Origin of the sequence: Bacillus cereus group sp. BfR-BA-01383, from assembly GCF_022663495.1 — a bacterium.
Classification (GTDB): Bacteria; Bacillota; Bacilli; order Bacillales; family Bacillaceae_G; genus Bacillus_A; species Bacillus_A cereus_AU.
In genome coordinates, this window is sequence record NZ_JAKUFP010000004.1 from 191,718 (window position 1) to 217,679 (window position 25,962).

The window sequence follows — 25,962 nt, forward strand, 5'->3', positions numbered from 1 at the left end:
TTTCTATGCCCAAAAGCCAAGTTCTTTCGAAATACGATATGCTGTTTCTTTCACTTTCGCAATAAAATATGAAATGTTACTTTCGCTATACTCAATTGCTACACCTGAAATACTAATACCTGCTACAACCGTTCCATCATTTGCGAAAATTGGCGCTGCTATAGCTGCTGTATGATTTTCTAATTCAGAATAACTAATTGTATATCCAGCTTGTTTTGCCATATGTAACACTTCTAGTAAATGCTCCTTATTCACAATTGTTCCATCTGCAAACTGCTTTAAATCTGTTTCCTCTATGTACTTTCTTTTCTCTTCCTCAGAAAAATACGATAGTAAAATTCTAGGACATGCACCTGCATATAGAGGAGCTCTTCTTCCAACCGCCGTATAAACACGTACCGGCTGAACTCCTTCCATCTTTTCAACGTAAATCGCATCATTACCATCTTGAATAATTAAATTAACTGCTTGCCCTAAACTATCTCTAAGCTCTTTCATATATGGAATCGCAATATTTCTTACTGATAATCTTTGCGAAACAAGTTGACCAAATCGTAAAAAAACGACTCCTAGACGATATCTCCCTTTCTCGCTTTTTTGTAAAAACTCCATTTCTTCTAGCGAGCCAATTAAACGATAAACAGATGTTTTCGGCATATTTGTAAGCTGAACCATTTCTGTTAAACTTAGCTCGTCATGCTCATAAAACAACTCCAAAATATCCATTGTCTTTACTGCTGTTTTATTTATACTCATCCTATCTCCTTTTTGTTCCGAATTTCGGAACTTGAATTCCGTTTTTCGAAACAAGCGTATAATTTAAAATTATAAAATATTCTTTCAATTCTATCAATATTTTTTTTAGAGTTCATAACCCGATATATTTTGTCAGTAATTCAAAAAATGCAAATAATTATATAAATTTGTAAATTATTATATTAAACTACTAATCTTTCTATTCATTCCATTTATTATGTAATTAGGATTAATAACATATAAAATATAAGGAGGGATTCTTTTGAAAAAATTGCTAGTGATCCCTGCAATTATGCTATCTTTTTGTATGGGTTATAATGTGACATTTGCGACAAACGAAGATACTCTTTCAAAAGCTCAAGTTATAGCAAAACCAACAATTTAAATAAAAAGACACAAAAAAAGTATGGAAGAATATTTCTCCCATACTTTTTTACTTTATAACGCTCTTACTTGTTTCAACGGCCAGAAAACAGCTTGTCCTTTTCCGACAATTTCATCTTCTGAAATAAAACCAAACATACGACCATCCTTAGAAACTTCACGATTATCGCCTAAAACAAATACTTGCCCTTCTGGTACTTTCGTTTTCCCTGTTATTTGTTCTAGCGTAAAGTCTGGAGTTAATACACGGCCAGCTGCTTTTTCTTTAAATTCTTTTAAATATGGCTCTTCCATCGCTTTTCCGTTTACATATAAAACATCATTTTTATACTCAACTGTATCACCTGGTAAACCGATTACTCGTTTTACTAAATCGTATCCTTCTTTTCCGTGGAAAATAATAATATCAAAGCGATCTAATCCACTTATATTATAACCAATCTTATTCACGAGAACTCGCTCGTTATTTTCTAAAGTTGGCATCATCGACTCACCTTGTACTAATGAGGGCGTAAATAGTACCCCACGAACGATAAAAGCAATCGCAAGTGTAATACCTATCGTTTTAGTCCATGAGATCAATTCTCTCTTCGTATTTTTCTTCATCGTTTCTCCTCTTTCTTTAATACTTACTTTATTATTTCAACTAATTCTTGTACTAACTTTAGATCAATTTCAGAAAAACATGATTTTCCTTCTCTTACAGCTGTACCGACATGCGCCTGCGTAATTCCAGTTTCATCTAGTAGTTTCTTTATATTCTCTTTCGTTACACCGCTTCCAGCAACAAGTTGAATTTGACCATCGCTTACCTTTTGCATCTCTGTAAGCACTGGAATATTATCGACTATATTTCCTTGTCCACCTGAAGTTAAAACGTGAGTCACTTTATGAAATTTCTTTAAAGTTTTCATCGCTTCCACTGGATTTTCGGTATCATCTATCGCACGGTGATACGTTACATTTATTCCATCTACAACAGACAATAAATCTGCTAATTTCTCTTCATTCACTTCATTTTTTTCATTTAATACGCCTAATACAACGCCTGCTGCACCCAACTTCTGCGCAACTATAATATCTTCTTTCATCATTTCAATTTCTTCTTCCGTATATGTAAAAGACTTGGCATGCGGACGAATCATAACGTGAATTGGTATATGTACCGCTTCTACCGCTTTTTTTATAAAAGCATAGCTCGGTGTTAAGCCACCTTCTGTATAAGATGAAATTAATTCAATTCGCTTCCCGCCAGCTCGTTCAATTCGTTTCACATCTTCTAAACATGTTGCAATAACCTCTAGCATGAGTTAACCTCTTTTCGTGCTTTTTTCTTATTATACAGTAGGTGAAATAAGAAGCATAGCATTCCACTATAAAACTATAAAAAGAAGAATGAAAAGAAAGATTTTTTAATTGATAACAATTATTGGTAATGGTATGTTTTTCGTATACAACACTACTATAAGGAGAACAAACTATGCTTCTTACAAAAAAACAGTTTGTTATTTCTAGTTCGTTTATTCTCATCGCATCACTTTTCACAATTACTTTATTTACAAAATCACAACTAGATTCCACTCCTACTAAAGTAGAAGCAACCGAAACCATTACTCTCTCATCAAGTGAAACAAACGACATTCCAACATTTCGTTCGTCATCATTCAATAATACACATACATTCCGCGGAAGCGTAGGTACTGGATTTGACTTTAGTGGTCTCGGTGACCTAAAAATACTGGTAAAAATGCATTTACATATTCAATCAAAACAAAAAATGAAGAACAACTAGTAAGACATACAATACAACCAAATGAAAGTAAAACATTTACTTTGCGTTCATTCGTTTCTTCTTCAGAGCCAGGGTACTATTATTTATCCGCTTATAATGAAGATGGATCTGAGAGTAATATGAGGCTTAAGGTGCAGCCTCAGTAAACAAACTACATAGAGATAATAATTGAAATGACAAAAAGGCTGTTCCGCTTTGGAACAGCCTTTTAACTTATTCATCACGACCGAAACGCCGCATCCGCCAACATAGAAAGTGTCGCATCATCCATCGGCGGATTGTGTAATCCTGCTCTGACATTTAAATAGTAGCGATGAAGCGGATTTTTTTCTGATAAACTTTTCGCCCCGGCAATGCGCATTGATTTATCTACAATGGATATTGCTGCATTTGTTACGGCGTATTTCACTGCCGCTAGCTCTGCTTGTAGTGAAAGCTTATCTTCTGCTTCATCATACTTTTTCGCAATTTGATATAAAAAGACGCGAGCTTGCATAAGCTCAAGTTCTAATTCTCCGACTAATCTTCTAACATTCGGCAATAAACTAATTGAATGATTTAAACTATTTGGCTTGTATGATTCCGCAAACTGAACTGCATAATTTCTTGCTGATTGTGCGATTCCTAAATAACATGCTGGTATATGTAGCAACCAGCCAATCCCCTTTTGTTTCACTTTCCCGCCCTTTATATCCGTAAAAAAGCGGTTCTCTATTTCTACATTTTGTAAGACGAGGTCGTGGCTAGCAGTCCCTCGCATTGCGACGCTATCCCACGTTTCTTCAATTGACACGCCTTGCGCATTTCTTGGAATGACAAACTCACCAACTTCTTCTCGGCCTTCAATACTTGCTGAAATAATAAAATAATCAAGTACTGGCGCCATCGTTGTAAAAGTTTTTCTTCCATTTATAATCCACTTATCACCTTTTTGAACCGCTATTGTTTCTGGTTTTCCGCCACGCGTCGGACTCCCTGTTTTCGGCTCTGTTGCTGCCCGGTTAAAGAGCGCACCATTACGCACTTCCTCGCAAAGCCATTGGAACATCTCTTCACTCCAAGAACGATTTTCCGCTAGCTCTTTCACAATACCAATATGCCATCCAATTGATAACGCAGTAGCTCCGCAACCTTCTGCAATTTTCTCTTGATACAATACGAAGTCGTATAAGGAAATTGCATTCCCTCCACATTCTTTCGGTAGTGTTAATTTCGTATATCCGATTTCTTTTAAGTTTCGTATATTTTCATATGGAAAAGAACCTAGTTCATCTAACTCCGATTCTCTTTCCATAAACTTTGGAATTAAAGCATTTAACTGCTTAATAATATAAGACTGTTCTTCTGTTTCCACAAATGAGAGTGCCATATTATAATCTCCTTTATGTCCGATTCATCAACCGTTCATTTTGTCATTATGATTATATGAAGCTACCTCTCTATTGTTTCACTATTCCGATAAAAATACAATGTTTTTGAACAATAAGAAAAATCCCTATTTTAAAATAGGTTCTTTCCTTATATTAGTCTCCCTTCAATGTCTTTAATGGCAATGAGGTTACATAGCCAATATACGAGAATAATTCTTTAAAGAAGAATGGGATTTCTGTATCTAACGTTTTATAAGCTGACGTTGGCGTTGGTGACGCATACGCATCAATTTTAATATGTTTTGCAATTCTCATCGCACGTTTCATATGAAGTGGATCACTCACGATCGTATATGTGTCGATTCCGTTCTCTATTCCAACTTGCTTAGCATTCTTTAAATTCTCCTCTGTGAAAAGGGACTTTGTTTCAATTAGAATATCCTCTTCTTTTACACCATGTTTCAGTGCATACACTCTAGCAGTACGCGATTCCTCAAGCTCTGCCTCAAACTTTGTACCACCTGTAAAAATAATCTTTTTAATATTTCCGTTCTTATATAAAGAGATTGCATGATTAATTCTTTCTTTAAATACAGGAGATGGTTTTCCGTTCCATGAAGCTGCTCCTAGTACGATACCAGCATCTGTCTTCACATTATCATCTGTTTTAAAGCGGTAACTCCAAATATCGTAAGCTGCATAACTTACATATAAAATAATAGAACAAATCATTAGTAAAAATACTTGAAAGATTCGTCTTTTTTTACTTTTCTTATTTTCTTTCATTTAATTGCCTCCGTACATCATCCATACTTCTATAAAAAACGTATATATCAAATCAGTTTGTTTGAATTTATTTAAAAGAAGAAATTTTTCTTGTTTTATTTATATAAAAGGGTTTTCATTTAAAATTGAGGATTATCAATTCGTTTTTCGTTTGCGGTTATCATTACTTTTTGTAATATAAGTTTATTACCATACAACTCCATTGTAACGAATTTTTTATCAGAAGGGAACGATGAAACAAAAGTAATTAAAATATAGTAGCATTTTGTAAGAAAAAAGGCATATTTTTCATGTATCACGATCCATATACCTTTCAAAACACGAATTATAACTTTTCTTTATACAACTCTAGTTTTTCTAATAAACGCGTTTTCACAATTGGCCATTCACTTGCAATTATACTGTACACAACTGCATCTCTCACATATCCACTTGGCAATCTTCTTTCGTTTCTCAGTACGCCCTCTTTCACCGCGCCTAACCTTTCGATTGCTCGTTGTGCCTGTTCATTTCTTACATCCGTCTTAATTTGCACTCTTAGCATATGCATTTTTTCAAAAGCATACTGGAGAAGCATATATTTACACTCTGTATTTATACTCGTACGTTGTACACTTGGATGATACCACGTCTGCCCTAACTCGACTGTCTTATCTTCTACAGAAATATTATATAAACGTGTACTTCCTACAATTTTATTCGTTTTTTGATCCACTACAACGAAAGGTATTTGAGTCCCCCTTCCGTAGCCCTTTATTGCTTTTTGAACGTATTGCTGCATATCTTGAACACTATCCATTTTAGAGATTAAATACGCCCAAATATCCCGATTTCCTTCTATAATTGAAAACAAAGTTTCGACATCATTGTTATCTATTAACCGTAACTTTGCACTTTCGTGAATAATTTCCATTTGTAATCCCCCTTTGTTGTTACTATAACATACTATTTTATATCGTTTTATCATTATATAGAATTAATTTGTTTTTGAAAAAATAATAAAAAATGCGATGCCTTTATTCAAGCATCGCACTCATAATTTGAATTAAAATTTATTTCTTTTCCATTACGGCAAAATAGTTATTTTCACTATCTGCAAAATTAAATATTCTACCTGTAGGCATAGTTACAATTTCCCCAACTGTAACGTTTTTGTTTACTAAATCGCTATATAGACGATCAAAGTCTTTTGAGAAGAACATTAAAGAAGGTGTACCAAGATTTAACTCAGGCTGCATTTTAGCAATTAACTCTTTATTATGGAGAATAATACTTGTTTCAGCTTCTTTCGTCGGAGCAATTTCAATCCATCGCATTCCTTGACCGTTATCTTCTTCTGAAATGACAACAAACCCTACTTTTTCTGTCCAAAATTCCTTCACTTCATCTTGGTTATTCACATACAACATAATTTGACCAACATTATTAATCATTTATTTTAACTCTCCCTTACAATTTTTTATTAAATTCCATTATCACTAAAAATAAAATTACGATTTAATCATTTATTTCAGCGACTCCAATCGCTCGTTCAAACGATCCCAAGTTTCAGTAATGCCTTGCAGCATACCCATGTCCATAACACTCTTAAGTGCCTCTTTGTTAACATATTCAGCACGGTTTATTAACTTTGTCTTTCCACCTAAATCGATGAATTCCAATGTCATCTCGGTTGACGGCATAGAATCATTTACATTGCCTTCAGCATCTGAAAAGTAATCAGTGTAGACGATTTTCTCTGGCTCAATAATCTCTTTATAGACCCCTTTTCCCCATGATTCCATACCAAAGAATTGCCTAAGGTTCTGATCGACACACTTCATGCAGTAGTGCCAAACGCCTCCTAGACGGAAATCGACAGTACATGATGGCATTTCCCAACCCTTTGGTCCCCACCAATGCTTCAAATGCTCTGGTTCTTTAAACATACTGAATACAAGATTACGCGGCGCATCGAAAACGCGCTCTAGTACTAATACTCGGTCGTTCTCTACTCTCGATACCATTGTATTGTTTGACATCTTAATTCCTCCTTAAGGCTTTTCCTTGTTTTGCAATTCCTTCAAATACTCATCTAAATTATCGAATCTCTCTTCCATGACACGCTTAAATGACTGTACCCAACAATCCAGCGCTTGGAAAGGCTCAGGTCGGAGCTTGTAAATCCGACGATTAGCTTCAGCTTGCACTTCCACAATCCCTGTATCGCTTAACACTTTTAGGTGTTTCGAAGTTTGTGGTTGCCTTAATCCTAGATGGTCCGCAATTTCCCCAACAGTTAGAGGACCGTCACGTAAAAGTTCAACGATATTCATACGATTCGGTTCAGATAAAGCATTCAGCGTCGCTATGTTCACGCCCGGAAATTTCCCCGACATATCACTCACCTCGTTAAGTGATGGTCTCCGGTTATAACACATCAATATCATCACTAATATTATCTTCCTATTGAATCAATTATATCCAAGTTCGAATATTCCTGTCAAGGAATATTCGAACGTTAAATTTGACTTTTACGGCAAACAAAAAGAAGTCATTCGAATCAAAATGACTTCCCTTTTATTGATTATATAAGTCAGAAAACATAGTAGTTCAAAGCAATAAATAAGCAATCGGTGTAATAATAAGCAACGTTAATATCGTTCTCTGCACATACAAAATAATAAGTTCAGATACTTTTAACGGAATATCCGTCGATAAATTTCAATGAGTGTTTACATACTTTCATGAATACTCTGCACATCAACTTTCTTTTTTCTCCATATATACTTTTTTATAGTCATAAAGACAATCAATGAAATAGCGACTCCAACTGTAACATCTGAAGCAAAATGAGCCCCTACCATAATACGACTAACTGGCACTAGTATCATCCATATAAGAATGAAAATCCAAACACCTATTTTTTTACGTTTTAATGAAGCAAAATACTCCGGTAATAAACTCAACCAAATAACGAGCGCTGCATTCGCACTATGGCCTGAAGGAAATGACATAAACTCATCACTTTTAGCAATTCCTTGAGGTATAAACCATTTTGAAAATCCTTCAAAAGATCCTATAGAAATCATATGACGATAGCGTTCTCTATCCCATCCTAATTTTATTAGATTAAATGTAATTAACACGATCACTACACTTAATAATCCAATTAACGCAATATCTCTCAATCTTGCATCATCATACTTACTCCATGATTTAGAAATCATATAGCAAACTGCAATAAAGCATATCATAAAAATTGGAATTAAAAATTTTGAAATGACTAAATACTTCACTAGCATAAATGAAGCTATAAAAGCGAACAAAAGAATGATTAATCCATAGCCGATTCCAGATAGATAATACCCTCTTGAACCTTTATTCTTTCTAACTTTAAATAAATACATACTAGAAAGTAAGGCAATAAGCATCGCTGGAATTTCTCCTATAGCTTGTAAAAAAAGAGCGATCTTATTAGTTGGTTCATATAAACTATGGGATATCTGTAGGTCTGTAAATGCGAATATACATAGTAAAATAGCGAAAGTTAGACTTACTATCACTTTTTTATTTTTCATCATTTCCCTTACTTCCCACTATGTTTTAATATAAAATTCCCCATCTCAATCGCTAAATCTTCACTTTGAGGATAGACACCTACATTATCTCCATATGCGTGCCCTAAACCACGATAGAGGACTGTTTCAGTATCCACTCCTTTTTTAGTCAATTTAGCCGCATATGCCAAACATTCTATCATTAAAAAATCATGTTCTCCTACCGTAATAAATGTACATGGATAGTCTGGAGATACATCAACATATGGACTTAAATACTTCGAATTAATTTCTTGCGTACCAAGTATTTCTGCCATCCCTCCGGCCATTGAATGCATCACATTAAGCATTTTTTCTAATCCTTTTTTATACTTCGGAGCAATCTCATACTTATCTATACTCCAAGAATAAAACTCGTCTTCATAGTCACACATATTAAGTGTAGGGTACAGAAGCAGTTGTCCTTTAACGAGGTTTCTACCATCTTCCATATCTCTCGTTGTACAATACTGGGTTAAGTTCCCTCCAGCACTATCACCAGCAACAAAGATATTATTCTTATCACCGCCGAATGCTTCAGCATTCTCATAAATCCATTTTAAAGTAGTGTAACAATCTGTATGCCCAGTTGGAAAAGGATGTTCTGGAGCTAATCGATAATCTACGGAAACAGCTAGTATATCTGTTTTTTCTACTATTAATTTCACAAGTTCTTCTACCACATCTGGTGATCCCGCCATAAATCCGCCACCATGAATAAAGTATAGAATTGGAGCATTCTCTCGTTTCGAAATACTATTATAAATCCTTATCGGAATATCATATCCATCTTCCGCTTTAACTGTTTCATTCGTAATATTTATATCTTTAGTGACGATCGGAACGCTTTTAATACCATTAAACTGTTTTCTCATATTCCTTACTGATTTTTCGGAAGCGTCCATTTTTATCATATTTTTAGGCATAAACCTCATTATATTCATTTGAACCTTCATGTCTTTATAAAGACGTGGATCCATTGCTCCCTTTTCATCGCAATCTGGTATGTTTTTCACTAAGACTTCTGCACCTTGTACATTGATGGTTTCTTGCTTTTCTTGAATTTTTTCTAATAAATTTAAGCTATATTGTCTAGTCATCTTTTATTCCCCCTACCTCGTATTAAAACGCTTACATTTTTTAAAAAATCATATAATCGTGTATATTTCCATTTACTAAATAAAAATACGTTCCATGTACAAAATGTAACACGGAACGTATTTTTATTGTTGTTCATATTTGATTCAATTATTGTCATTTTTTGATATCATATTTTTCCTATATTGTAATGGTGTATATCCATATTTCCCCTTAAACTGTGAAATGAATGACTTTACATTGGGAAATCCATGTTTTATTGCTATATCTTGTATAGAATTTGTACTACTAATAATATCTTCATAAGCTTTATGAAGCCTGTATCTCGTTAAAAAAGAGGTGAAATTTGATCCGAAAGACTTTTTGAACATACGGGAAAAATGTTCCTCAGTGACAAAAAAGTGTTTCGCCACATCTTTCATTTTAAGCTCTTCATCGTAATGTTCATAAATATATGTAATCATCTCTTTTTGTTTATTTCCAAGTTGAAAATCATTATCTACTTTCTCCCCATCTTTACAATGGCGCAATAAAATATAAACAATCTCATAAATTAAACTATTAATTTTTATATAGCTTAAATCATCAGAATTTGTGACTAACTCCTTTAATTCATAAAATATTTGTTGGAGCTTTGTTTTCTGAACAACGGATTCTTTTAGATTAAATCTATATTTATCAAAATCATCATTTAGCTCTTTAAGAAATTCATAAGAAACTATTAACATCATTACTGCACAACTTACATTCTCAACTTTTTCAAATTCGTGCACATCTCCACTGTTTACAAAGATAAACTCACCAGCTGATACTTTCTTTTTTTGCCCATTTACATATAAAAAAACGTCTCCATATATTACTAAACTAATTTCAATACTTCTATGCCAGTGTGGAGGAATATAGTAGTGAAAATCAGCTGGAAGCCTTGTACTATCTATATATTCAACCATACCTGGAATTCTATCACGCAATTTTATTTCTTCATATTTTCCTTGCTTGACTTTCAATCATGTTCCCTCCTTTTTATTGCACAGTAAACGTCAAGTAACTTCAATCAAAACTGATGCTATATATTATTAAACCTTTTCACTTTATTTAATAATCATCCACAATCACTTGGATCACACGATGAGATTCTTCTGCCCCTCCCTTATTACTCCCTTTATTCGCATCATATGTAATTAACGCCTTCCAAAGCGCCCAGCCTCTCGCTCTATTCCACGTTTCTTCGTCCATACGTAATATTTCTTTAAATATGTTTCTACTATTTTTATCAAAGAATGTCCAAGCCATCGCTGCATCACAAGCAGGATCTCCTACTCCTAATATGCCAAAATCAATTACGGCACTAAGCTTTCCGTCTTTAACGAGTAAGTTCCCTGGCGCTATATCTCCATGCACCCAAACTGGTTTACGCTTCCACGTTGACCGAAGTGCTAAATTCCAAAGATGCTTTAATAATGTTTCATCAAAAACATCTTTATTATTTTCGATAGCCACTCTCGCTTCTTGATCGTATACAGATATCAATCCGCCTCGATAAAAATTATGCGCACCCGCTATTAGTCCGTTACTCGCATCGATTGATTGCAATGCTACTAGAAATGATCCTAAATCCGTTGCGAATTCATTTAAGTCATGTACATTTTCTTTCGTAACTGTCTCTCCTTCTATCCACTTATTAATAGACCAAGGCCACGGATATTCTTCAGACGGATTCCCCTTCGCAATTGGGGCCGAAATTGGTAAAGAAAGTTCCTTACTTAATATAGGAAGCCACTTGTTTTCCTTCTCTACTTGCGGTGCATATGCTGCATCACTTGGTAACCTTACACTCATCTGATCGCCTAGATGAAACGTTCTATTATCATGCCCGCTAAGCTTTACAGGTTTCACTTCTAAATGTGCCCATTCAGGAAACTGTTCCTGTATTAACTTTTCAACTAAATTTACGTTAATTGAATTCATTCATTTTCTCCTCCTCTTTTGAAACTTACTAAGTCCATCCGTACTGCCAACATATTCAAAACCGTTTTCCTTATAAAAATCATTCAATGTACGATTATGCCGGGCGCAATCTAACTTCAAATACTTTTTATCCCTTTGTACATTCTCTTCTATCCACTGTAAAATCCATTCTCCTATTCCATTCCCTTTATACTTCCGCTTCACCGCAAATCTATGAATATATAATGAATTAGAAACTTCCTCTTTACCAAAAATATATTCATCCCATTCACTTTGTTTAGGAGATACTGTAACCGTGCCGACAATTTCATCTTCTTTCGTAACAACATACGTATATTTCTCTCTTATACCTTCTAGTATTTCAGCCGTAGCTTCTCCTCCTAATAGATACTGCCATTAATCCACTTCTTTATGTTGTAGCCACTGTGCTACCTCTTTTAATAGCGTTATAATGCTATCACTTTCCTCTTCAGAAGCAATTCGAATTGTATATTCTTGAACTGTAGTTCTCTCCATATTTCCGTTCCCCTTTCCTAGCGCTACCATACTGACAAATGCGTTCTGCCATCATTTTCGTCTGTAACATATTCCACGTAAAATCCTAAATCGAGTGCGTTTTCATACATCAATTCAATCGCTTTTTGATCCCCACTGATTAAAGTTTCACTTTATTTATTTTCATTTCATACATTATATACCAAATTCAACTACTATATTTTGTCGATCCTATGTAACTTGCATTTCATCGCAAAAAAACCGTTCCACTACTGTGAAACGGTTTCCTTCTAATTATATTTAAGTATTGCATTCAATTACTGCACTACATTTTAAAATCATTTCTAATATATTCACCACATCAGCCATTCATTTTTAACATTCACTTCGACTTCACAAAATAATATAAAAACCACACCGCATGATTTTGTTCATCTGCAGCTATTCTGCGCAATAAATCTTTCATAGATGCATCTGATGCTTCATCTGAAATTTCTAAATAAAAATCTACGGTCTTTTGCTCATCTTGTATAGCGAATTCTAATCCTTGTAAGTACGTATTCGGGCAGTCTTCAGTAATCTGTGGTTTCGGCTGCCTGCCAGTTAAGTTCGTATAAATTTGTACAAAATGATGAAAATGTCTTATTTCATCATTACGGATTTCAAGAATTTGTTTTTGTTCTACTTGATTTGGAGCCATGTTCGCTAATTTCGCATAGCAACTGATGGCGCTATACTCTCCGTTAATCGCTTTTTCAATATCACTAATCAACTTATCATTCTGTCTATACCAATCATGATAATTCGAATTATACATCGTATCCCCTCCTTAATTTCGCATAACATTTTATGCATTTTGAAATATTCGGAGCATGTGTATATAACGGGACAGCTGTAGCTTTAAAAGAAAGTTTGATATAATGGTCTATTTTGCAAAGGAATTGCTTATGCATAAAGTGAAACTATAATCAGTGGGGGTTTACGGGCAGCAGGGCTTCCACCTAACTTCTTTGCTCCAGCCGAATTTTGAGGTGGCCGTTTTACTGCTCGTGAATGTGGGATAAAATATCACTAATTTTTTGTACACTGTTGCTATAAATTCGCGAATTAACCGGATTTCCAACCTGATGTGGTGATGCGAAGCTATTATGAGTGCAGTGACATAACTAGGAGGTTCCACTATGCCATCTTTATTTAAAACTATGGAGTTCCAGCTAAAAACTGAACGACTTGAGCTGAGTATGTGGGAGGAATCCGATTCAGTTTGGCTGAGAAAATTAATTGGCGAACGTGGTGTGGACATGCCGACCGTTGACTCCGTTCGTAGCCGTCTTATTGAGATGCGCAAGAAGGCAGACGAAAATGGCATTTCCCTTCTCACTATTCGAAGGCGAGACGAAGGCGATTTCATCGGATACTGTGGCTTGATTATCGGGCGTTCCACACTTGAAGAGCCAGAAATTGCATACGAGCTGTTCCGCAGTGCTCATGGTAAAGGCTACGCGACTGAGGCAGCATCCGTTGTGCTGGACGCTGCGATTGCTACTGGGCGCCACAGACTTTGGTCGACTGTAGGCGCTTGGAATGTTGCTTCCCTCCGAGTGCTAGAAAAAATAGGGTTTAAGCGGCATCACAGTACGTGGGAGGACGAGCGCGGTGAGATTGTTTGGAACGTGCGCGATCTTTAGAGATCCCGACTTAATGCCAAGCACAACAATTTGCAACAATCGGGCGTTTAAATTGAGCAAAAATCATAAAAATTATCATACTTTGTTCCAAGGCTACAACAGCAAATACGAATTCTTCAGTTTATAGATTTCACCACAACAAGCCGTTTCACTAAATAGTGAAACGGCTTTTTTTAAACATTCAATTCTGTTTTACGCCCTTTTACTGCACTACGTTTGAAAGCAGTTGCTAATATAGTAACCATACTTACTACACCAATCCAAACGAGGACAGTAACAGGTGTATTCCAGCTTAAACCTTTTCCGAAGAAGAAGATTTCTCTTAGTCCTTCGATCATAAATCTCATTGGCAACCATGAGTATACCCAATCTTGATAAAACGAGGGTAACATTTCGGGCGCTAGCGATAATAATGGTACTCCGAAGAATAGCAATAAAGCGAATAATCCGATTCCATTTAGTCCAACTAATGAGAGCACCGCTGTAATCATTAAGAAGAAACTAAACGCTGTAATAGATAAGAACAACGCCGTATCCGTTACATTCGAAATATTTAATCCTACCATTCCATCTGCAATCCATGTAAGACCAAATCCAATTACAAGCGCCGCAACAGCTCCTGTTACTATTTGTTTTACTTTTAATACAAAGTTTTCTTTTCGTGAGCCGACTGTCATTTTACGAATCGCAATAAAGATAATTGCGGCACTCGCTAAACTTGCAATCCATAGCGGTTGGAATAAAGAAATTGGCGAGTTACCGTTCGCACTATTTTTTCCGACCTCATTCACATTTGTCACTTTCTTCGCAATAGGTGTTACTAAATTTGAAGCTTGATCTGTTGTTAAAGTAGCACCTTTTGCTTTAAACCCATCTAGTAGCTGCGTACGAACAGTATTGTTCATATTATCAACTACACCATTTAACATTTGCCCTGCCATAGTTGATGCAGCTGTATTCATTCCTTGATTTATGAATATTTCTACCTCTGGTGATGATGGCTGTGGTGTTCGTAATGAAGCTTGTTTTGCGCTAAATTCTTTCGGAATAACTAATGCCGCGTAATACTCTTTATTGTTTAACCCCTTTTGAACCGATTCCTTATTTTTTACTTCTACCCACTTCACCGCAGGTTCTTCATCTGATTTAGATTTGTTTTTAATCGTATCAACAATCGTTTGCCCCATATTCATTTTAGGTTGGTTCGGAATTTCTACTCCTTGATCCTCATTTACAATTGCAATTGGCAAGTTTTTCGGCTGTGGTTGAACTGTCGGGAATAATGTTAATGAAAAAATAAAGACAATAAGTAGTGCAATGACTGGTGATAATAATAAAAGTTTATTTTTAAACATGTTCTTTTCCCCTCCTTTAATTTCAGTTACAATAAGTGAACAACGTGTTGTTTATTTATATGTTGAATTATATGTTTGCATTGAACCTTATACAATAATCAAAAAACGCAAATGTGTCGGTTATAAGACACATTTGATAAATATGTTGAAGAAAATTTAGGAGGGACATACTTTGCGAGATAGTAATTTAGATTTACGCGTGATTCGTACGAAAACGGCAATACGAAATGCATTTGTGGAATTAATTGAAGAAAAAGGCTTTGACGCCATTACAGTAAAAGATATTACAACGAAAGCGAACATAAACCGTGGTACATTTTATACACACTATCTAGATAAATTTGATTTAATGACGAGATGCCAAGAAGAAATTATGTACGAGATGTCTAGCATTGCAAAAAAGAAATTTCCGGAAGTTATTGCGGATCTTGGATCAAATCCTTCCCCAACGACTCCATTTGTACTTATCGCTTCTATACTTGAATTTCTAAATGAAAATAGTGATTTTATAAAAGCTGTACTTAGTCCAAAAGGAGATTTATCATTCCAAACAAAACTGAAAGACTTTATGTGGAAAACACTGTTTGAAGATACGAATGATGCTCTTATTAAGAAAGAAAATTTACTTGTCCCGAGCCAATACTTAGCTTCTTATATGGCATCTGCTCATATAGGTGTCATTCAGCAATGGTTAAATAGTGGGCAAAAAGAAACACCGGAGGAAATTGCTCACATTTTATCAACAATCGCAGTTCATGGACCTTTTTATGCAGCTGGCTTGAAGAAATAGGCCTGTTGCATAGAAACATGTTTTAATCAATCTCAATTACATTAACAAACTTAAAAGTGCGCTTACTACTAAGAGCATCAGTTGCATATAACCGTCTCATTTAATGGATTTATATCAACTCTGTTATCTAATTTTCATATAAGTGTAAGCATATTTTCATTGGAATAATACCCTTTACCAAATTTCTAGGCTAAGTAGTTACTATTTTATTAATAACTTAAAATTTATGTTCCTACGAAAAAAGCTGTTGAGAGGAATCCTCTTCAACAGCTTCTCCATTATTAACGATATAAACGAACTGCACCTGCAGAATTATCATCTGCTTGTCCAACCACTTCAAATTTCAATCCAAGCTTCGGTACTTTACGTCCTGCATCTGGGATTAAATCGTTCATATACGATTTAGAATCATCAAACTTCGTTACACCTGGTAACCCTTTGTAATCATATGTTCCGCGTGTTGGAGATACAACTTTCCATGCTGGCGCTTGGTTAAAGGAGAACGCAGCATCTGCGATTTGGAATCGTGTACTATTTTTAACAGTTGGTTTGCCGTTTAGCGTTCCAACAATTGCCTCTGGGTGAGAGTCGACAACCCCTAAGAAACCTTCGCCTGGATGCATACCAACCCAATTATCTGTAAAGCTAGAGTCTGCATACCATACAACAAGACCTGTATTATACGGTACACCGCTGCTATATTTTAATGCTTGATCAGCACCAGCGTAGTTTCTCCACTCTAAATAGTAGTTATGTTTCTTCTTATCAAAACCGTTTGCTGCAACGAAACCATTTAATTTTAATTTCGCTTCGCCTTCTGCATCATCAGAGAACACAACATTTCCATCTACAGTTAATGTAGCATTATCAAGAGTAAATCCGTTCGGTGCTAAACCACCATCTGTAATGTATTCGAATACTAATTTTACTTTTTGACCTTTAAATTTGCTTAAGTCATATGACTTATCTACCCATTTACCATCTGTTGTGTCTAGGCCATTTTTCACATTCTTTTCACCAATTCGATCCACTAACGTTTTCGTACCATCTTCTGTCACTGCATGTACTTCAAGGAAGTCATACCCTGTTTCAATTTCATACAATGATTTGTAATCAAACTTCGCATTTGCTGCATTTGTTAAATCAAACACTGGCGTTTCTAATGTTGTATGAAGATCATCGCCTTTTGTACTATAGTAATATTTCTTACCAAATGCAGGCTGAATACCTTTTACATCTTTGTCTGGTAAGTTAACCCGAATCAGACCAGGACGAGCTGATTTCGTTACACTTTGATCTAAGTACGTCGCAAGGCCGATACCGCGGTTTAATTTATCATAGTCAACCTCTACAATATTTGCCCAGTTTCCACCCATGTTCTTTTGAAAGAACTCTTTGTTTTGCGGAGAGAAACTCGGTGGCGTTGAACCTGCAATTTTACCAGCCCAGCTGCCGCCGCTCATAACAGACCAAGAGTTAATTGGCTCACCTGATCCGGAATACTTCGTATCATACTCATCTGGAAGACCTAGATCATGGCCAAATTCATGTGCGAATACACCAACTGCTCCGTCTTCTGGCTCAATTGTGTAATCGTATGCTGCCATTTTACCGCCCCAGTTATCAACTTTTGCTTTTGTTCCTTCAATTGGATATGGTGCTCCAAGGTTCCAGCGATGTGACCAAATTGCGTCATCACCTAGTCTACCACCGCCTCCATCTTGCCCAACTCCAGCGTGAATGACCATTAAATGATCAATAAGACCATCTGGTTCGTTTTTATTGCCATCTCCATTATTGTCATATTGATCGTATTGGTCAAATTCAGATAAATCAATACCACTTTCTACAGCTGCATTTAATGCCTCTTTTACAAAATCACGAGGTCCTTTTGGTCCTTTATTATCATGACCGCCATCGCCAGCATCTGCACCATAATCCGCTGCTTTACCAGGAACTGTCAACCACTTTGTCACTGTCCCATCGACTGAATAGCTGCCACCAGATTGCTCTTCATAATATTGTTTAAATGTTGGGATTTTTGAACCATCAAAGAGTGTAAACGGCTCATCACCAAATAGCATTTTTTGATAATGTTCTGGATTAAAATCATTTGAATACATATAACCTGGTACTTGATCAATATTGTTATGCTTAAAGTCATCAAACTCTACTAGCAATACAAGAACTTTATCTTTACGAACATCACCGTTATATTGTTTTTGCTTCGCTGAAGTAGTTGGTACTTTGCCGTTTAATCCCCCTTTAACCGGCTCTTGTCCAGCTACCGGGCCACTAACAGGTTGATGTGCTTTTTCTTTCTCATCTGCTTTTGCATCTTTAACTTTTTTCAAAAAGTCAGCAGCTTCTCTTGTAACACTGTCCCCCGCTGCTGGTTCTTTTCCAGCATTTTCGCCTTTTTTCTTCTCTACGTATTTTTCAACAGCTTTTAATGTGTCTTCTTTCGACGTAGATTCACTAATTACACCGCGTTTCTTGAGCGCATCTGCTAAACGCTCCTCTTGAATTAAATTTTCATCAATTGGACTTAAAGTTCCTGCATTAGACGGCGTTGCCGCATAAACAGATTGTCCCCCATACCCAAATGTGCAACTAAGCACAGCTGCCGCCGCAAGCGTAGACAGCACTTTAAAAGGCTTTTTCTTCATCCCTATTCCTCCCCAATATTAAATACAGTACAACGTTTATATAATAATGAAAATTCAGATAATTAACAAGATATTGTCTGAATTTGTAATATTTTTGAAAAAATCCATCGTTTTAGATTAGCATACATTATGATTCATCGATATTTTCAGGAAATATCAATTTTTGGTTTACGACAGGCACATTCAAAGAAATCCAATTCATATGCTCATTTTTATTTCGACCTTCAGTTTCAGGTAATAGCAGCTGGCTTAAAAACATAAAAAGATCATCCACTATAATAGCGGATGATCTTTCACTTAATTACAACACTTCAATATACCCTTCTGTTCCATGTACCCGAATTCGTTGCCCATCTTTTATTAATTTCGTAGCGTTCTCCACTCCAACGACTGCTGGCAAGCCATATTCACGTGCGATAACCGCTCCGTGTGTCATAAGTCCGCCGACTTCTGTTACTAAACCTTTTATCGATACAAACAATGGTGTCCAGCCAGGGTCCGTAAATGCCGTAACTAATATATCTCCATCTTCTAAATTCGCATCTTCCATATTTAAAATAACACGTGCTCTTCCCTCAATGACTCCAGAAGAAACAGGCAAACCTACAATTGCTTCTGCAGGAAGATTTTCTCGTTTGTACTTACCTGTAATGATTTCTCCATCAGACGTGATAACACGCGGAGGCGTTAGTTTTTCATATAATTTATAATCATTTTTTTGTTTATGAATAACCTTGTAATCCAGTGTATTCGTACGGACGACTTCGTGAAGTTCTTCAAAAGTTAGGTAGTATATATCTTCTATTTCACGAATAATGCTGTTTTGCACCAGTCGCTCAGCTTCTTTCAGTAGTGCCTGCTTATATATAAAATAGCGATTAATCATGCCGTATTTCGGGTATTCACGATAACCGATGAAATTTCGGATGTTACTGATCATTCGCTTCGTTTCTTCTACTTTTTGTTTACCATCCGGCAAGTGCTGCAATCGATCTACTAACTCTTCTTCTTTTTTCAAAGCTTCCTGCAATCCTTCTTCAAATTTCCGCTTACTAGCACCATATTCAAAGTCTCTTATATTATTTAAAATCATTGGGATAATAGAAGCTGGCTTTTCACTCCAGCGCGTTTTCGTAATATCAATTTCTCCGCTGCATCTCATTCCGTATTTATTCAGAAAATCGTAAATCGCATCTCGAGATTTTTCTCCGCCTTCAAACGTAACTAATTCATCTAAAAAGCTATTATCTTTTACATATTGTAAATATTCAATGACCTCTGGATAAGGGCGGATCACATCTGCAACGTCCATTAATGCTAGCCCCATTTCTGAAGTAATATTGTTTTGTACAGATTGAGAAAGCGTGTCTGCTGCATTTTTTTCACCTAGCCATTGCTCCATCTTTTCATTAATCCATGATGAAGCATCCATACCTGCCATAATGACAGCCATACTTTGCGGGTCAAATAATACTTTCCTTAATTGCTTTATGTCTTCCAAAATAAAATCAACTACATCCAACCCTGATTTCGTTTGCATATTTTGTTTTAACTCTTCAATCGACGCTTCACTATTCTTGATTAAATCCATAACGATTGCCGGGTCGTTTTCAATTTGTGGTTGCGCCGATGTAGATGGCTTGCTGTTACCGGTACTATCCTCTGGTAACAGTTTTATAAAATCGTCTCGCTCTATGACCGTCATTAATGCATCTTTACTAAGCGGCTCCGATTTTCCTATTGTATTTAACAACATTTCTCGACCAGTAGGCGAAGCCAATCTTTGTGCAACATCAACAAACAGCCTTCCTCCCGCCATAAACCTCGGACCAAAAGATGTTAACTGAAATAATGACATCCCTAATGGTTTCAAAGGATCCGTCATCATTTGTTGATGACCAACCGATACATACACATGATTTTCTTGATCGTTTGCTTCTGGAATTGGATATAGAGTCGTAATTGGCCTACTTTGGACAATATAAAATGTCCCCTCAACTAAGCACCATTCGATATCTTGTGGACAACCAAAATAAGCTTCAATTTGTCTTCCGATACGTGCTAGTTGTAATATTTGTTGGTTAGTAAGGGTTTGAACAGTTTGCTCATTAGGGGCAATTTGCTTTGTCTCTGTTCCGCCTTCTTTCCGCCCATATATAGCTATTTTTTTAGTCGCGATCATCTTATCGACGATTTCGCCCTCTTTTACTTTATAATTATCGGCAGAGACGAGTCCTGATACTAGCGCCTCACCAAGTCCAAAACTGGCATCAATCGATAACACCTTTCTGTTAGAAGTGATTGGATCAGCAGTAAATAAAATTCCCGATGTCTCCGGGAATACCATCCGTTGCACGACAACACTTATAGAAACTTGTTTATGATCAAAGCCGTTTTGCATGCGGTATATAACCGCTCGATCTGTAAATAAAGAAGCCCAACATTTTTTAATATGCTGCAAAATTGCTTCTCTTCCAATCACATTTAAATACGTATCTTGTTGACCTGCAAACGAGGCATGTGGTAAATCTTCAGCAGTAGCACTAGAACGTACTGCATAGGCATGCTCATCGCCAAAACGTGAGAGATAATGAGTAACTGCTTTCTCAACATCCGAAGAAATATCTACTTCCATAATGACTTCTCTAATCTTCCTGCTAATTTCACTAACTTGAGCTCGGTCTTCAATTTTCAACTTTGTTAGCTGCTGCAACAAAGTTTGGAATGTTTCATTTTGTTCGATGGCCTTTTCATACCCTACCGTTGTAACACAAAATCCTTCTGGCACTTGTATCCCTTGTATGTTTGATAACGCCCCTAAATTCAATCCTTTTCCGCCAACGAGCGAAAGCTGCACCTTTTCTATTTCCTGAAAATCGAGAACGAAAGAACTCATGTAACATCTCTCCTTATTTTGCATGTGTTCTTGATTGTAGCAGTAGTAAATGAGAAGAAACAGTCTATTTTGAACGTTATTTACGTGGTATAATTAAGTTAGGAAGAGATCATCACTTCTATTCCCCCTCTCTAATTCACTTCAATCACATCAACAAACTTAAAAATCCGTTCATTACAAAAAGCATCTGTACAAGTAACCGTCTCATTTATTGGATTTATATCAACTACTGTTATGTAATTTTTATATAAATAGCCATCTTTATAATATGTAAGTAAAACCTCTTCCTCACCTAAATATGAAGTTAATAGCTTATTTTCAATCATTTCTTTTGCATCTTGCGTTAAGATTGGACGCGGGATTTTTGTTTGTTCCTGTATCATTTCTTTAATAACTGCAAATTGCTCTGGCATACTAGCAAACGGTTGCCACTTTACCATCCCTCTTCCTTTTGGCATGTTAGCATTTTTCACGATTTGTGCCCTCCTAATAATGTGTTTCTATATCTTGCTGTTGCGACGCTTGTGTAGGAAATCCCTCGTAAAATACTGTTCTTACCAAACCGTGTTCGAATTTCATCCATAACTTTCGTTAATCTCACTTCTTTTTCTCTTTGTATAATGTTATCGAAAAGTGAAACTTGCTCTTCCCCTTCATTTATTAAATTAGTTAGCGAAATACTTATCGATCGAATCGGTTCTCCTTTATACCGCTCGTATAAAAAATATGTACAAACATTATAAATATCCATCGTTAAATTTGTTGCTCTGTTTAACGTATGTGCCTTTTTTATTCCCCCGCCATATTCCTTACTATATCCAACTGAAAAGTGGATCGTTTGTGCGTATTTCTTTTCTCTTCTCAACCTATAACAAACCTCTTCTATATGTTCTAATAAAATAACTCTGAACTCTTCTACCGAATAATCACGTAATAATATTTGGGTTTTTGTTATAGATATTGTCGCTGGAACATATTTTTCTGCTATTCTGCTAAAATCAATCCCGTTACTATGTAAATGTAATTCCTCTCCTATTACACCGAAAGATTTCTTTAAATGTTTCAAAGGATACTGCGCTAACTCCCCTATTGTATGTATACCTTTTCGGTTCAATTTCATTTCAGTTTTATACGATATACCCCAAAATTTACTGAGCGGTCTAATGCTCCATAACTTCTCGGGTATATCGTCATACGTCCACTGCGCAATTCCATCCCTATTCTTTTTCGCTTCAACATCCATCGCTACTTTACTCAATAATAAGTTCGGACCAATGCCAACTGTACTGTCAATCCGCGTACGTTCATATATTTCTCGCTTGAACTTTAATGCGAACTCGCGCGGATTATTTGCAAACAAATGAATACTTGCAGTCATATCCATGAAAAATTCATCGATACTATATTGATGAAAATCTTCGGGCGCGACATACTGCAAAGCTAAACCAGTTATGAAAGTTGAACACTTCATATACGTATGCATAATTGGATTCACAATAATAATATCTGGTCGCTTCGGTATTTCGTACAATCTTGCCATCTTCCTGATCCCTAACGCTTTTAATGGCGGTGTTGCTGCTAACACAATTGATCCGCTCTGATTCACATCTCCTACAACGGCCAATTTTGTATAACGTGGATCCAGTCCTTTTTTAATACATGATACGCTCGCATAAAAGCTACGAAGATCTACACATAGAATAATACGATTAGGTAAAAGAAAATAATCATACAAGGTAATCACTCCTAATAAAAGAACGTTTGTTCTCATTATATACGAACTCTTGTTCTTTTTAAAGGGATTTCCATGAAAATTTTGGTTAAAATAACCTTAAAATTCTTTTTAAGAAAATCTTAAGAAAATCTCCCTTTATTCATAAGAATTTTTTTCTATACTGAAACATGTAAATGAACAAAAGGAGAAATAATCATGAAGAAATTTGTAATTTGCATAATAGGAATAGGCCTCCCTATATACTTACTACCTTTCATATTACGCGGGGATTTAGACAGATTTAATCCGATTGCTGAAGAAAAAAATGTATACGCCGTTGCGAAGGGATATGGCGTTCCAGATTACCATCATAAAGGAAGAGCTATGTACTCACTAAAAGGTGTTGATGAATTAAGGAATGAGAAAGAATATACAGTAGGAACGAACACTCCTAATGATTTTATAAGAAAAACTTACTTGAAAATTCATGTGAAAGGTAAGTATGTCTATTCTTACGACGTTATTTCTGAAAAGGACATTCCGGAGAAAATAAGAGGACAATTGGAAATAGTAGATAACTAAAAGAGCCTACTCGTATGAGCTGGCTCTTTTAGTTTGTTTTATAATGTTACTTTTCCCATAGGCTAAAGATTCTATTACCCATTTTCATATTTTTTGAATCAATAGGTGGAATCTCTCCGTCTATTTATCAGATCGGGTGCTTAATCTGTTCCCCAAACCGATAATTGATATAAACTTTTCTTCTGTATAAAGCATATTCTTATTGGTCGATTTAATATCCATAAAAAGTCCCTCCAATAAATTTCTTAATGGAAGGATTCATCTAAGATAGTTAATTTCACCGGTGGTTAGCTCAACTTAATGACTACGGGATCTGTCCCCATTTAGTGATGAAACCCATTATCACATTTCGTATCATGTGGCATAGGCCCGTCCAGGGAATCCAGAAAGGCAACGGCCTGTTTGAGGTTCATCAAAAATAAATGCGCGAGATCCATTGATAATCCATTTCGAACCACAACGCGCATAATCGTCACCTCTTCCATATCTGGAGGCAATGGGTAAGCGGGTACTTGCCAGCCGAACACACGCAATTGTCGAGATAAATCATAAAGATTCCAGTTTAATGTGTAACCATCTTTCAGTCGCCAAGCGAAAACCGGAATATCCGAACCATCGGACAAAAGTTCGAACGGTTCCATCTTCTGAATCGCCTTACTAAGAAAAAGAGCGACTTTCTGAGAAGCCCTCTGGACATCATAGTACCCACTTTTCCCCAAACGTAGGTAATTGTAATATTGCAGGAGCACTTGTGCGCCAGGACGAGAGAAATTCAGAGCAAAAGTCGGCATGTTTCCGCCCAAATAGGAGACGCGGAAGATTAGATCCTCAGGGAGATCTTCAGCTTCCCGCCAAATTATCCAACCCAATCCAGGGTAGACTAATCCATATTTATGTCCGGATACATTGATGGACTTCACCCTCGGTAATTGAAAATCCCAGACTAAATCTGGTTGAAGAAACGGTGCTATAAATCCCCCCGAAGCCGCATCCACATGCATGGGAATGTCGAGACCCGTCCTCTCCTGTAAATCGTCCAACGCTTTCGCAATGGCGGCAACCGGTTCGTAAAGTCCGGTATAAGTCTCACCGAGAATCGGTACTACACCAATCGTATTTTCATCCACGACAGCGAGGACCCCCTGAGGATCCAATTGGGGATGCTCTGGGCTAACCTTCACATAGCGTGGTTCAACCTCCCAATAGTTCGCGAACTTTTCCCAAACGACTTGAACAGCAGAACTAAACACAATATTGGGACGATCCACCGGTTTCCCTTCGCTTTTGCGTGCGTTTTGCCAGCGTCTCTTTAACGCAAGCCCCCCGAGCATACATGCTTCCGACGATCCAGTTGTTGAAACACCCATAGTTGTAATGGGGGTGGGCGAATGCCAGAGGTTGGCTAAAATGCGGACACACCGCTCCTCAATTTCAGCTGTCTGTGGATATTCATCCTTGTCAATCATGTTCTTGTCGAATGATTTGGCATATAATTGCTCTGCGGCAGGCTCCATCCATGTGCCAACGAATGTTGCAAGATTCAAGCGGGCATTGCCATCAAGAGCAATTTCATCATGGACGATTTGATACGCTGTTTCTGGTAACATGCCTTTATCAGGCATGTGAAAGCGCGGAACGACTGCTTCTCCTTCGCGGGCAAACAGAGGATTTATGGAAAATTCGTGAGGCAGCTCCATTTGCATGTGACGCGGTACATATTGTGGATTATCTGGTATGATCTCTTTTTCTTCGTATGCATCGTTTTGAACTTCTACTTTTCGATCCTGTGGCATACAAGTCCCCCTTAATTAATTGTTTAACGAACATATTATTTACAAAAAAGCATTTGTTAAACCAAGGGGACAATTCTAATAAAAGGTGCTGCCACCAATGGAATAAGAAATGATTATTTCTTCCCTTTCCATAGCTTTATTGCACCATATGTCCCCTTTAGGCTGGGAACATAGTAATTTTTTAGGAGAATACCATTTTTATTCGGAGAAAGTGATATCATTAGATTCTTTAAGGCCACTAAAGCTTT

General features: G+C 36.4%; 25 protein-coding genes and 2 pseudogenes. 5 read left to right on the forward strand and 22 right to left on the reverse strand.

What is annotated here, in order from left to right; genetic code table 11:
- Nucleotides 1-3: 3 nt before the first annotated feature.
- Nucleotides 4-756: an IclR family transcriptional regulator gene (locus MR065_RS06495; protein ID WP_097905526.1), complete on the reverse strand. Its 753-nt coding sequence runs from the start codon at nucleotides 754-756 to the stop codon at nucleotides 4-6.
- A 262-nt stretch (nucleotides 757-1,018) separates the two neighbouring features.
- Between MR065_RS06495 and MR065_RS27415 the strand changes: the two genes are divergently transcribed.
- Nucleotides 1,019-1,141, forward strand: a complete 123-nt coding sequence (locus tag MR065_RS27415) for a hypothetical protein (RefSeq protein WP_277927341.1) — start codon at nucleotides 1,019-1,021, stop codon at nucleotides 1,139-1,141.
- Nucleotides 1,142-1,194: 53 nt separating this feature from the next.
- On the opposite strand, the gene lepB is transcribed toward MR065_RS27415, so the two are convergent.
- Both lepB and MR065_RS06505 read right to left on the reverse strand, forming a co-directional pair.
- Nucleotides 1,195-1,746 (reverse strand): signal peptidase I, encoded by a 552-nt coding sequence (lepB, locus tag MR065_RS06500; RefSeq protein WP_242212963.1) that lies wholly within the window; start codon nucleotides 1,744-1,746, stop codon nucleotides 1,195-1,197.
- Nucleotides 1,747-1,769: 23 nt separating this feature from the next.
- On the reverse strand, nucleotides 1,770-2,447 hold the full coding sequence (locus MR065_RS06505) for a copper homeostasis protein CutC (RefSeq protein WP_242212964.1): 678 nt from the start codon (nucleotides 2,445-2,447) through the stop codon (nucleotides 1,770-1,772).
- Between the two features lie 173 nt (nucleotides 2,448-2,620).
- On the opposite strand from MR065_RS06505, the gene MR065_RS06510 reads away from it, so the two are divergent.
- On the forward strand, nucleotides 2,621-2,932 hold the full coding sequence (locus MR065_RS06510) for a hypothetical protein (RefSeq protein ID WP_242212965.1): 312 nt from the start codon (nucleotides 2,621-2,623) through the stop codon (nucleotides 2,930-2,932).
- Between the two features lie 220 nt (nucleotides 2,933-3,152).
- Here the strand turns inward: MR065_RS06510 and MR065_RS06515 are convergent, their stop codons facing one another.
- From MR065_RS06515 to MR065_RS06575, 13 genes and pseudogenes are all read right to left on the reverse strand, one after another.
- Complete coding sequence (locus MR065_RS06515) at nucleotides 3,153-4,301, reverse strand: acyl-CoA dehydrogenase family protein (protein WP_242212966.1); 1,149 nt, start codon at nucleotides 4,299-4,301, stop codon at nucleotides 3,153-3,155.
- A gap of 154 nt (nucleotides 4,302-4,455) precedes the next feature.
- Entirely contained in the window at nucleotides 4,456-5,088 is a 633-nt protein-coding gene (locus MR065_RS06520; protein ID WP_098991067.1) for a YdcF family protein, read from the reverse strand.
- Nucleotides 5,089-5,413: 325 nt separating this feature from the next.
- Nucleotides 5,414-6,001, reverse strand: coding sequence for a GNAT family N-acetyltransferase (locus MR065_RS06525; RefSeq protein ID WP_242212967.1), 588 nt, complete (start codon nucleotides 5,999-6,001; stop codon nucleotides 5,414-5,416).
- 139 nt (nucleotides 6,002-6,140) lie between these two features.
- Nucleotides 6,141-6,521, reverse strand: coding sequence for a VOC family protein (locus tag MR065_RS06530; RefSeq protein WP_098541507.1), 381 nt, complete (start codon nucleotides 6,519-6,521; stop codon nucleotides 6,141-6,143).
- A 72-nt stretch (nucleotides 6,522-6,593) separates the two neighbouring features.
- Nucleotides 6,594-7,109: an SRPBCC domain-containing protein gene (locus tag MR065_RS06535; protein ID WP_242212968.1), complete on the reverse strand. Its 516-nt coding sequence runs from the start codon at nucleotides 7,107-7,109 to the stop codon at nucleotides 6,594-6,596.
- A 12-nt stretch (nucleotides 7,110-7,121) separates the two neighbouring features.
- On the reverse strand, nucleotides 7,122-7,466 hold the full coding sequence (locus tag MR065_RS06540; RefSeq protein WP_242212970.1) for an ArsR/SmtB family transcription factor: 345 nt from the start codon (nucleotides 7,464-7,466) through the stop codon (nucleotides 7,122-7,124).
- A gap of 336 nt (nucleotides 7,467-7,802) precedes the next feature.
- Nucleotides 7,803-8,648 (reverse strand): phosphatase PAP2 family protein, encoded by an 846-nt coding sequence (locus MR065_RS06545; protein WP_242213038.1) that lies wholly within the window; start codon nucleotides 8,646-8,648, stop codon nucleotides 7,803-7,805.
- 8 nt (nucleotides 8,649-8,656) lie between these two features.
- Nucleotides 8,657-9,766, reverse strand: coding sequence for an alpha/beta hydrolase (locus MR065_RS06550; protein WP_242212972.1), 1,110 nt, complete (start codon nucleotides 9,764-9,766; stop codon nucleotides 8,657-8,659).
- A 144-nt stretch (nucleotides 9,767-9,910) separates the two neighbouring features.
- Complete coding sequence (locus MR065_RS06555; RefSeq protein WP_242212973.1) at nucleotides 9,911-10,771, reverse strand: AraC family transcriptional regulator; 861 nt, start codon at nucleotides 10,769-10,771, stop codon at nucleotides 9,911-9,913.
- 88 nt (nucleotides 10,772-10,859) lie between these two features.
- Entirely contained in the window at nucleotides 10,860-11,732 is an 873-nt protein-coding gene (locus tag MR065_RS06560) for an aminoglycoside phosphotransferase family protein (RefSeq protein ID WP_242212974.1), read from the reverse strand.
- Nucleotides 11,733-12,248 (reverse strand): annotated as a pseudogene (locus MR065_RS06565) (GNAT family N-acetyltransferase).
- A gap of 23 nt (nucleotides 12,249-12,271) precedes the next feature.
- A pseudogene (locus MR065_RS06570) lies at nucleotides 12,272-12,379 on the reverse strand (DUF2691 family protein); the annotation flags it as partial.
- Nucleotides 12,380-12,609: 230 nt separating this feature from the next.
- Nucleotides 12,610-13,044: a ferritin-like domain-containing protein gene (locus MR065_RS06575; protein WP_242212976.1), complete on the reverse strand. Its 435-nt coding sequence runs from the start codon at nucleotides 13,042-13,044 to the stop codon at nucleotides 12,610-12,612.
- Nucleotides 13,045-13,408: 364 nt separating this feature from the next.
- On the opposite strand from MR065_RS06575, the gene MR065_RS06580 reads away from it, so the two are divergent.
- Nucleotides 13,409-13,915 carry a GNAT family N-acetyltransferase gene (locus MR065_RS06580; RefSeq protein ID WP_242212978.1) on the forward strand — a complete coding sequence of 169 codons (507 nt, stop codon included), beginning with the start codon at nucleotides 13,409-13,411 and terminating at the stop codon, nucleotides 13,913-13,915.
- A gap of 173 nt (nucleotides 13,916-14,088) precedes the next feature.
- Here the strand turns inward: MR065_RS06580 and MR065_RS06585 are convergent, their stop codons facing one another.
- Complete coding sequence (locus tag MR065_RS06585) at nucleotides 14,089-15,270, reverse strand: YhgE/Pip domain-containing protein (RefSeq protein ID WP_242212979.1); 1,182 nt, start codon at nucleotides 15,268-15,270, stop codon at nucleotides 14,089-14,091.
- A gap of 172 nt (nucleotides 15,271-15,442) precedes the next feature.
- On the opposite strand from MR065_RS06585, the gene MR065_RS06590 reads away from it, so the two are divergent.
- The gene (locus tag MR065_RS06590; RefSeq protein WP_097906273.1) at nucleotides 15,443-16,060 is read left to right on the forward strand and encodes a TetR/AcrR family transcriptional regulator; all 618 of its coding nucleotides are present in this window, start codon (nucleotides 15,443-15,445) and stop codon (nucleotides 16,058-16,060) included.
- Nucleotides 16,061-16,341: 281 nt separating this feature from the next.
- Here MR065_RS06590 and MR065_RS06595 read toward each other — a convergent pair whose 3' ends face one another.
- From MR065_RS06595 to MR065_RS06610, 4 genes are all read right to left on the reverse strand, one after another.
- Nucleotides 16,342-18,729: an immune inhibitor A domain-containing protein gene (locus MR065_RS06595; protein WP_242212980.1), complete on the reverse strand. Its 2,388-nt coding sequence runs from the start codon at nucleotides 18,727-18,729 to the stop codon at nucleotides 16,342-16,344.
- Nucleotides 18,730-19,030: 301 nt separating this feature from the next.
- Entirely contained in the window at nucleotides 19,031-21,625 is a 2,595-nt protein-coding gene (gene ppsA, locus MR065_RS06600; RefSeq protein ID WP_242212981.1) for a phosphoenolpyruvate synthase, read from the reverse strand.
- 131 nt (nucleotides 21,626-21,756) lie between these two features.
- Nucleotides 21,757-22,098 (reverse strand): YolD-like family protein, encoded by a 342-nt coding sequence (locus MR065_RS06605; protein ID WP_242212982.1) that lies wholly within the window; start codon nucleotides 22,096-22,098, stop codon nucleotides 21,757-21,759.
- Nucleotides 22,095-23,360 (reverse strand): Y-family DNA polymerase, encoded by a 1,266-nt coding sequence (locus MR065_RS06610; protein ID WP_242213039.1) that lies wholly within the window; start codon nucleotides 23,358-23,360, stop codon nucleotides 22,095-22,097. Before MR065_RS06610 ends, MR065_RS06605 begins: the two co-directional genes overlap by 4 nt.
- A gap of 195 nt (nucleotides 23,361-23,555) precedes the next feature.
- Between MR065_RS06610 and MR065_RS06615 the strand changes: the two genes are divergently transcribed.
- Nucleotides 23,556-23,921: a YxeA family protein gene (locus MR065_RS06615; protein ID WP_098540143.1), complete on the forward strand. Its 366-nt coding sequence runs from the start codon at nucleotides 23,556-23,558 to the stop codon at nucleotides 23,919-23,921.
- A 323-nt stretch (nucleotides 23,922-24,244) separates the two neighbouring features.
- On the opposite strand, the gene MR065_RS06620 is transcribed toward MR065_RS06615, so the two are convergent.
- Nucleotides 24,245-25,714 (reverse strand): glutamate decarboxylase, encoded by a 1,470-nt coding sequence (locus tag MR065_RS06620; protein ID WP_242212983.1) that lies wholly within the window; start codon nucleotides 25,712-25,714, stop codon nucleotides 24,245-24,247.
- Between the last annotated feature and the right edge of the window lie 248 nt (nucleotides 25,715-25,962).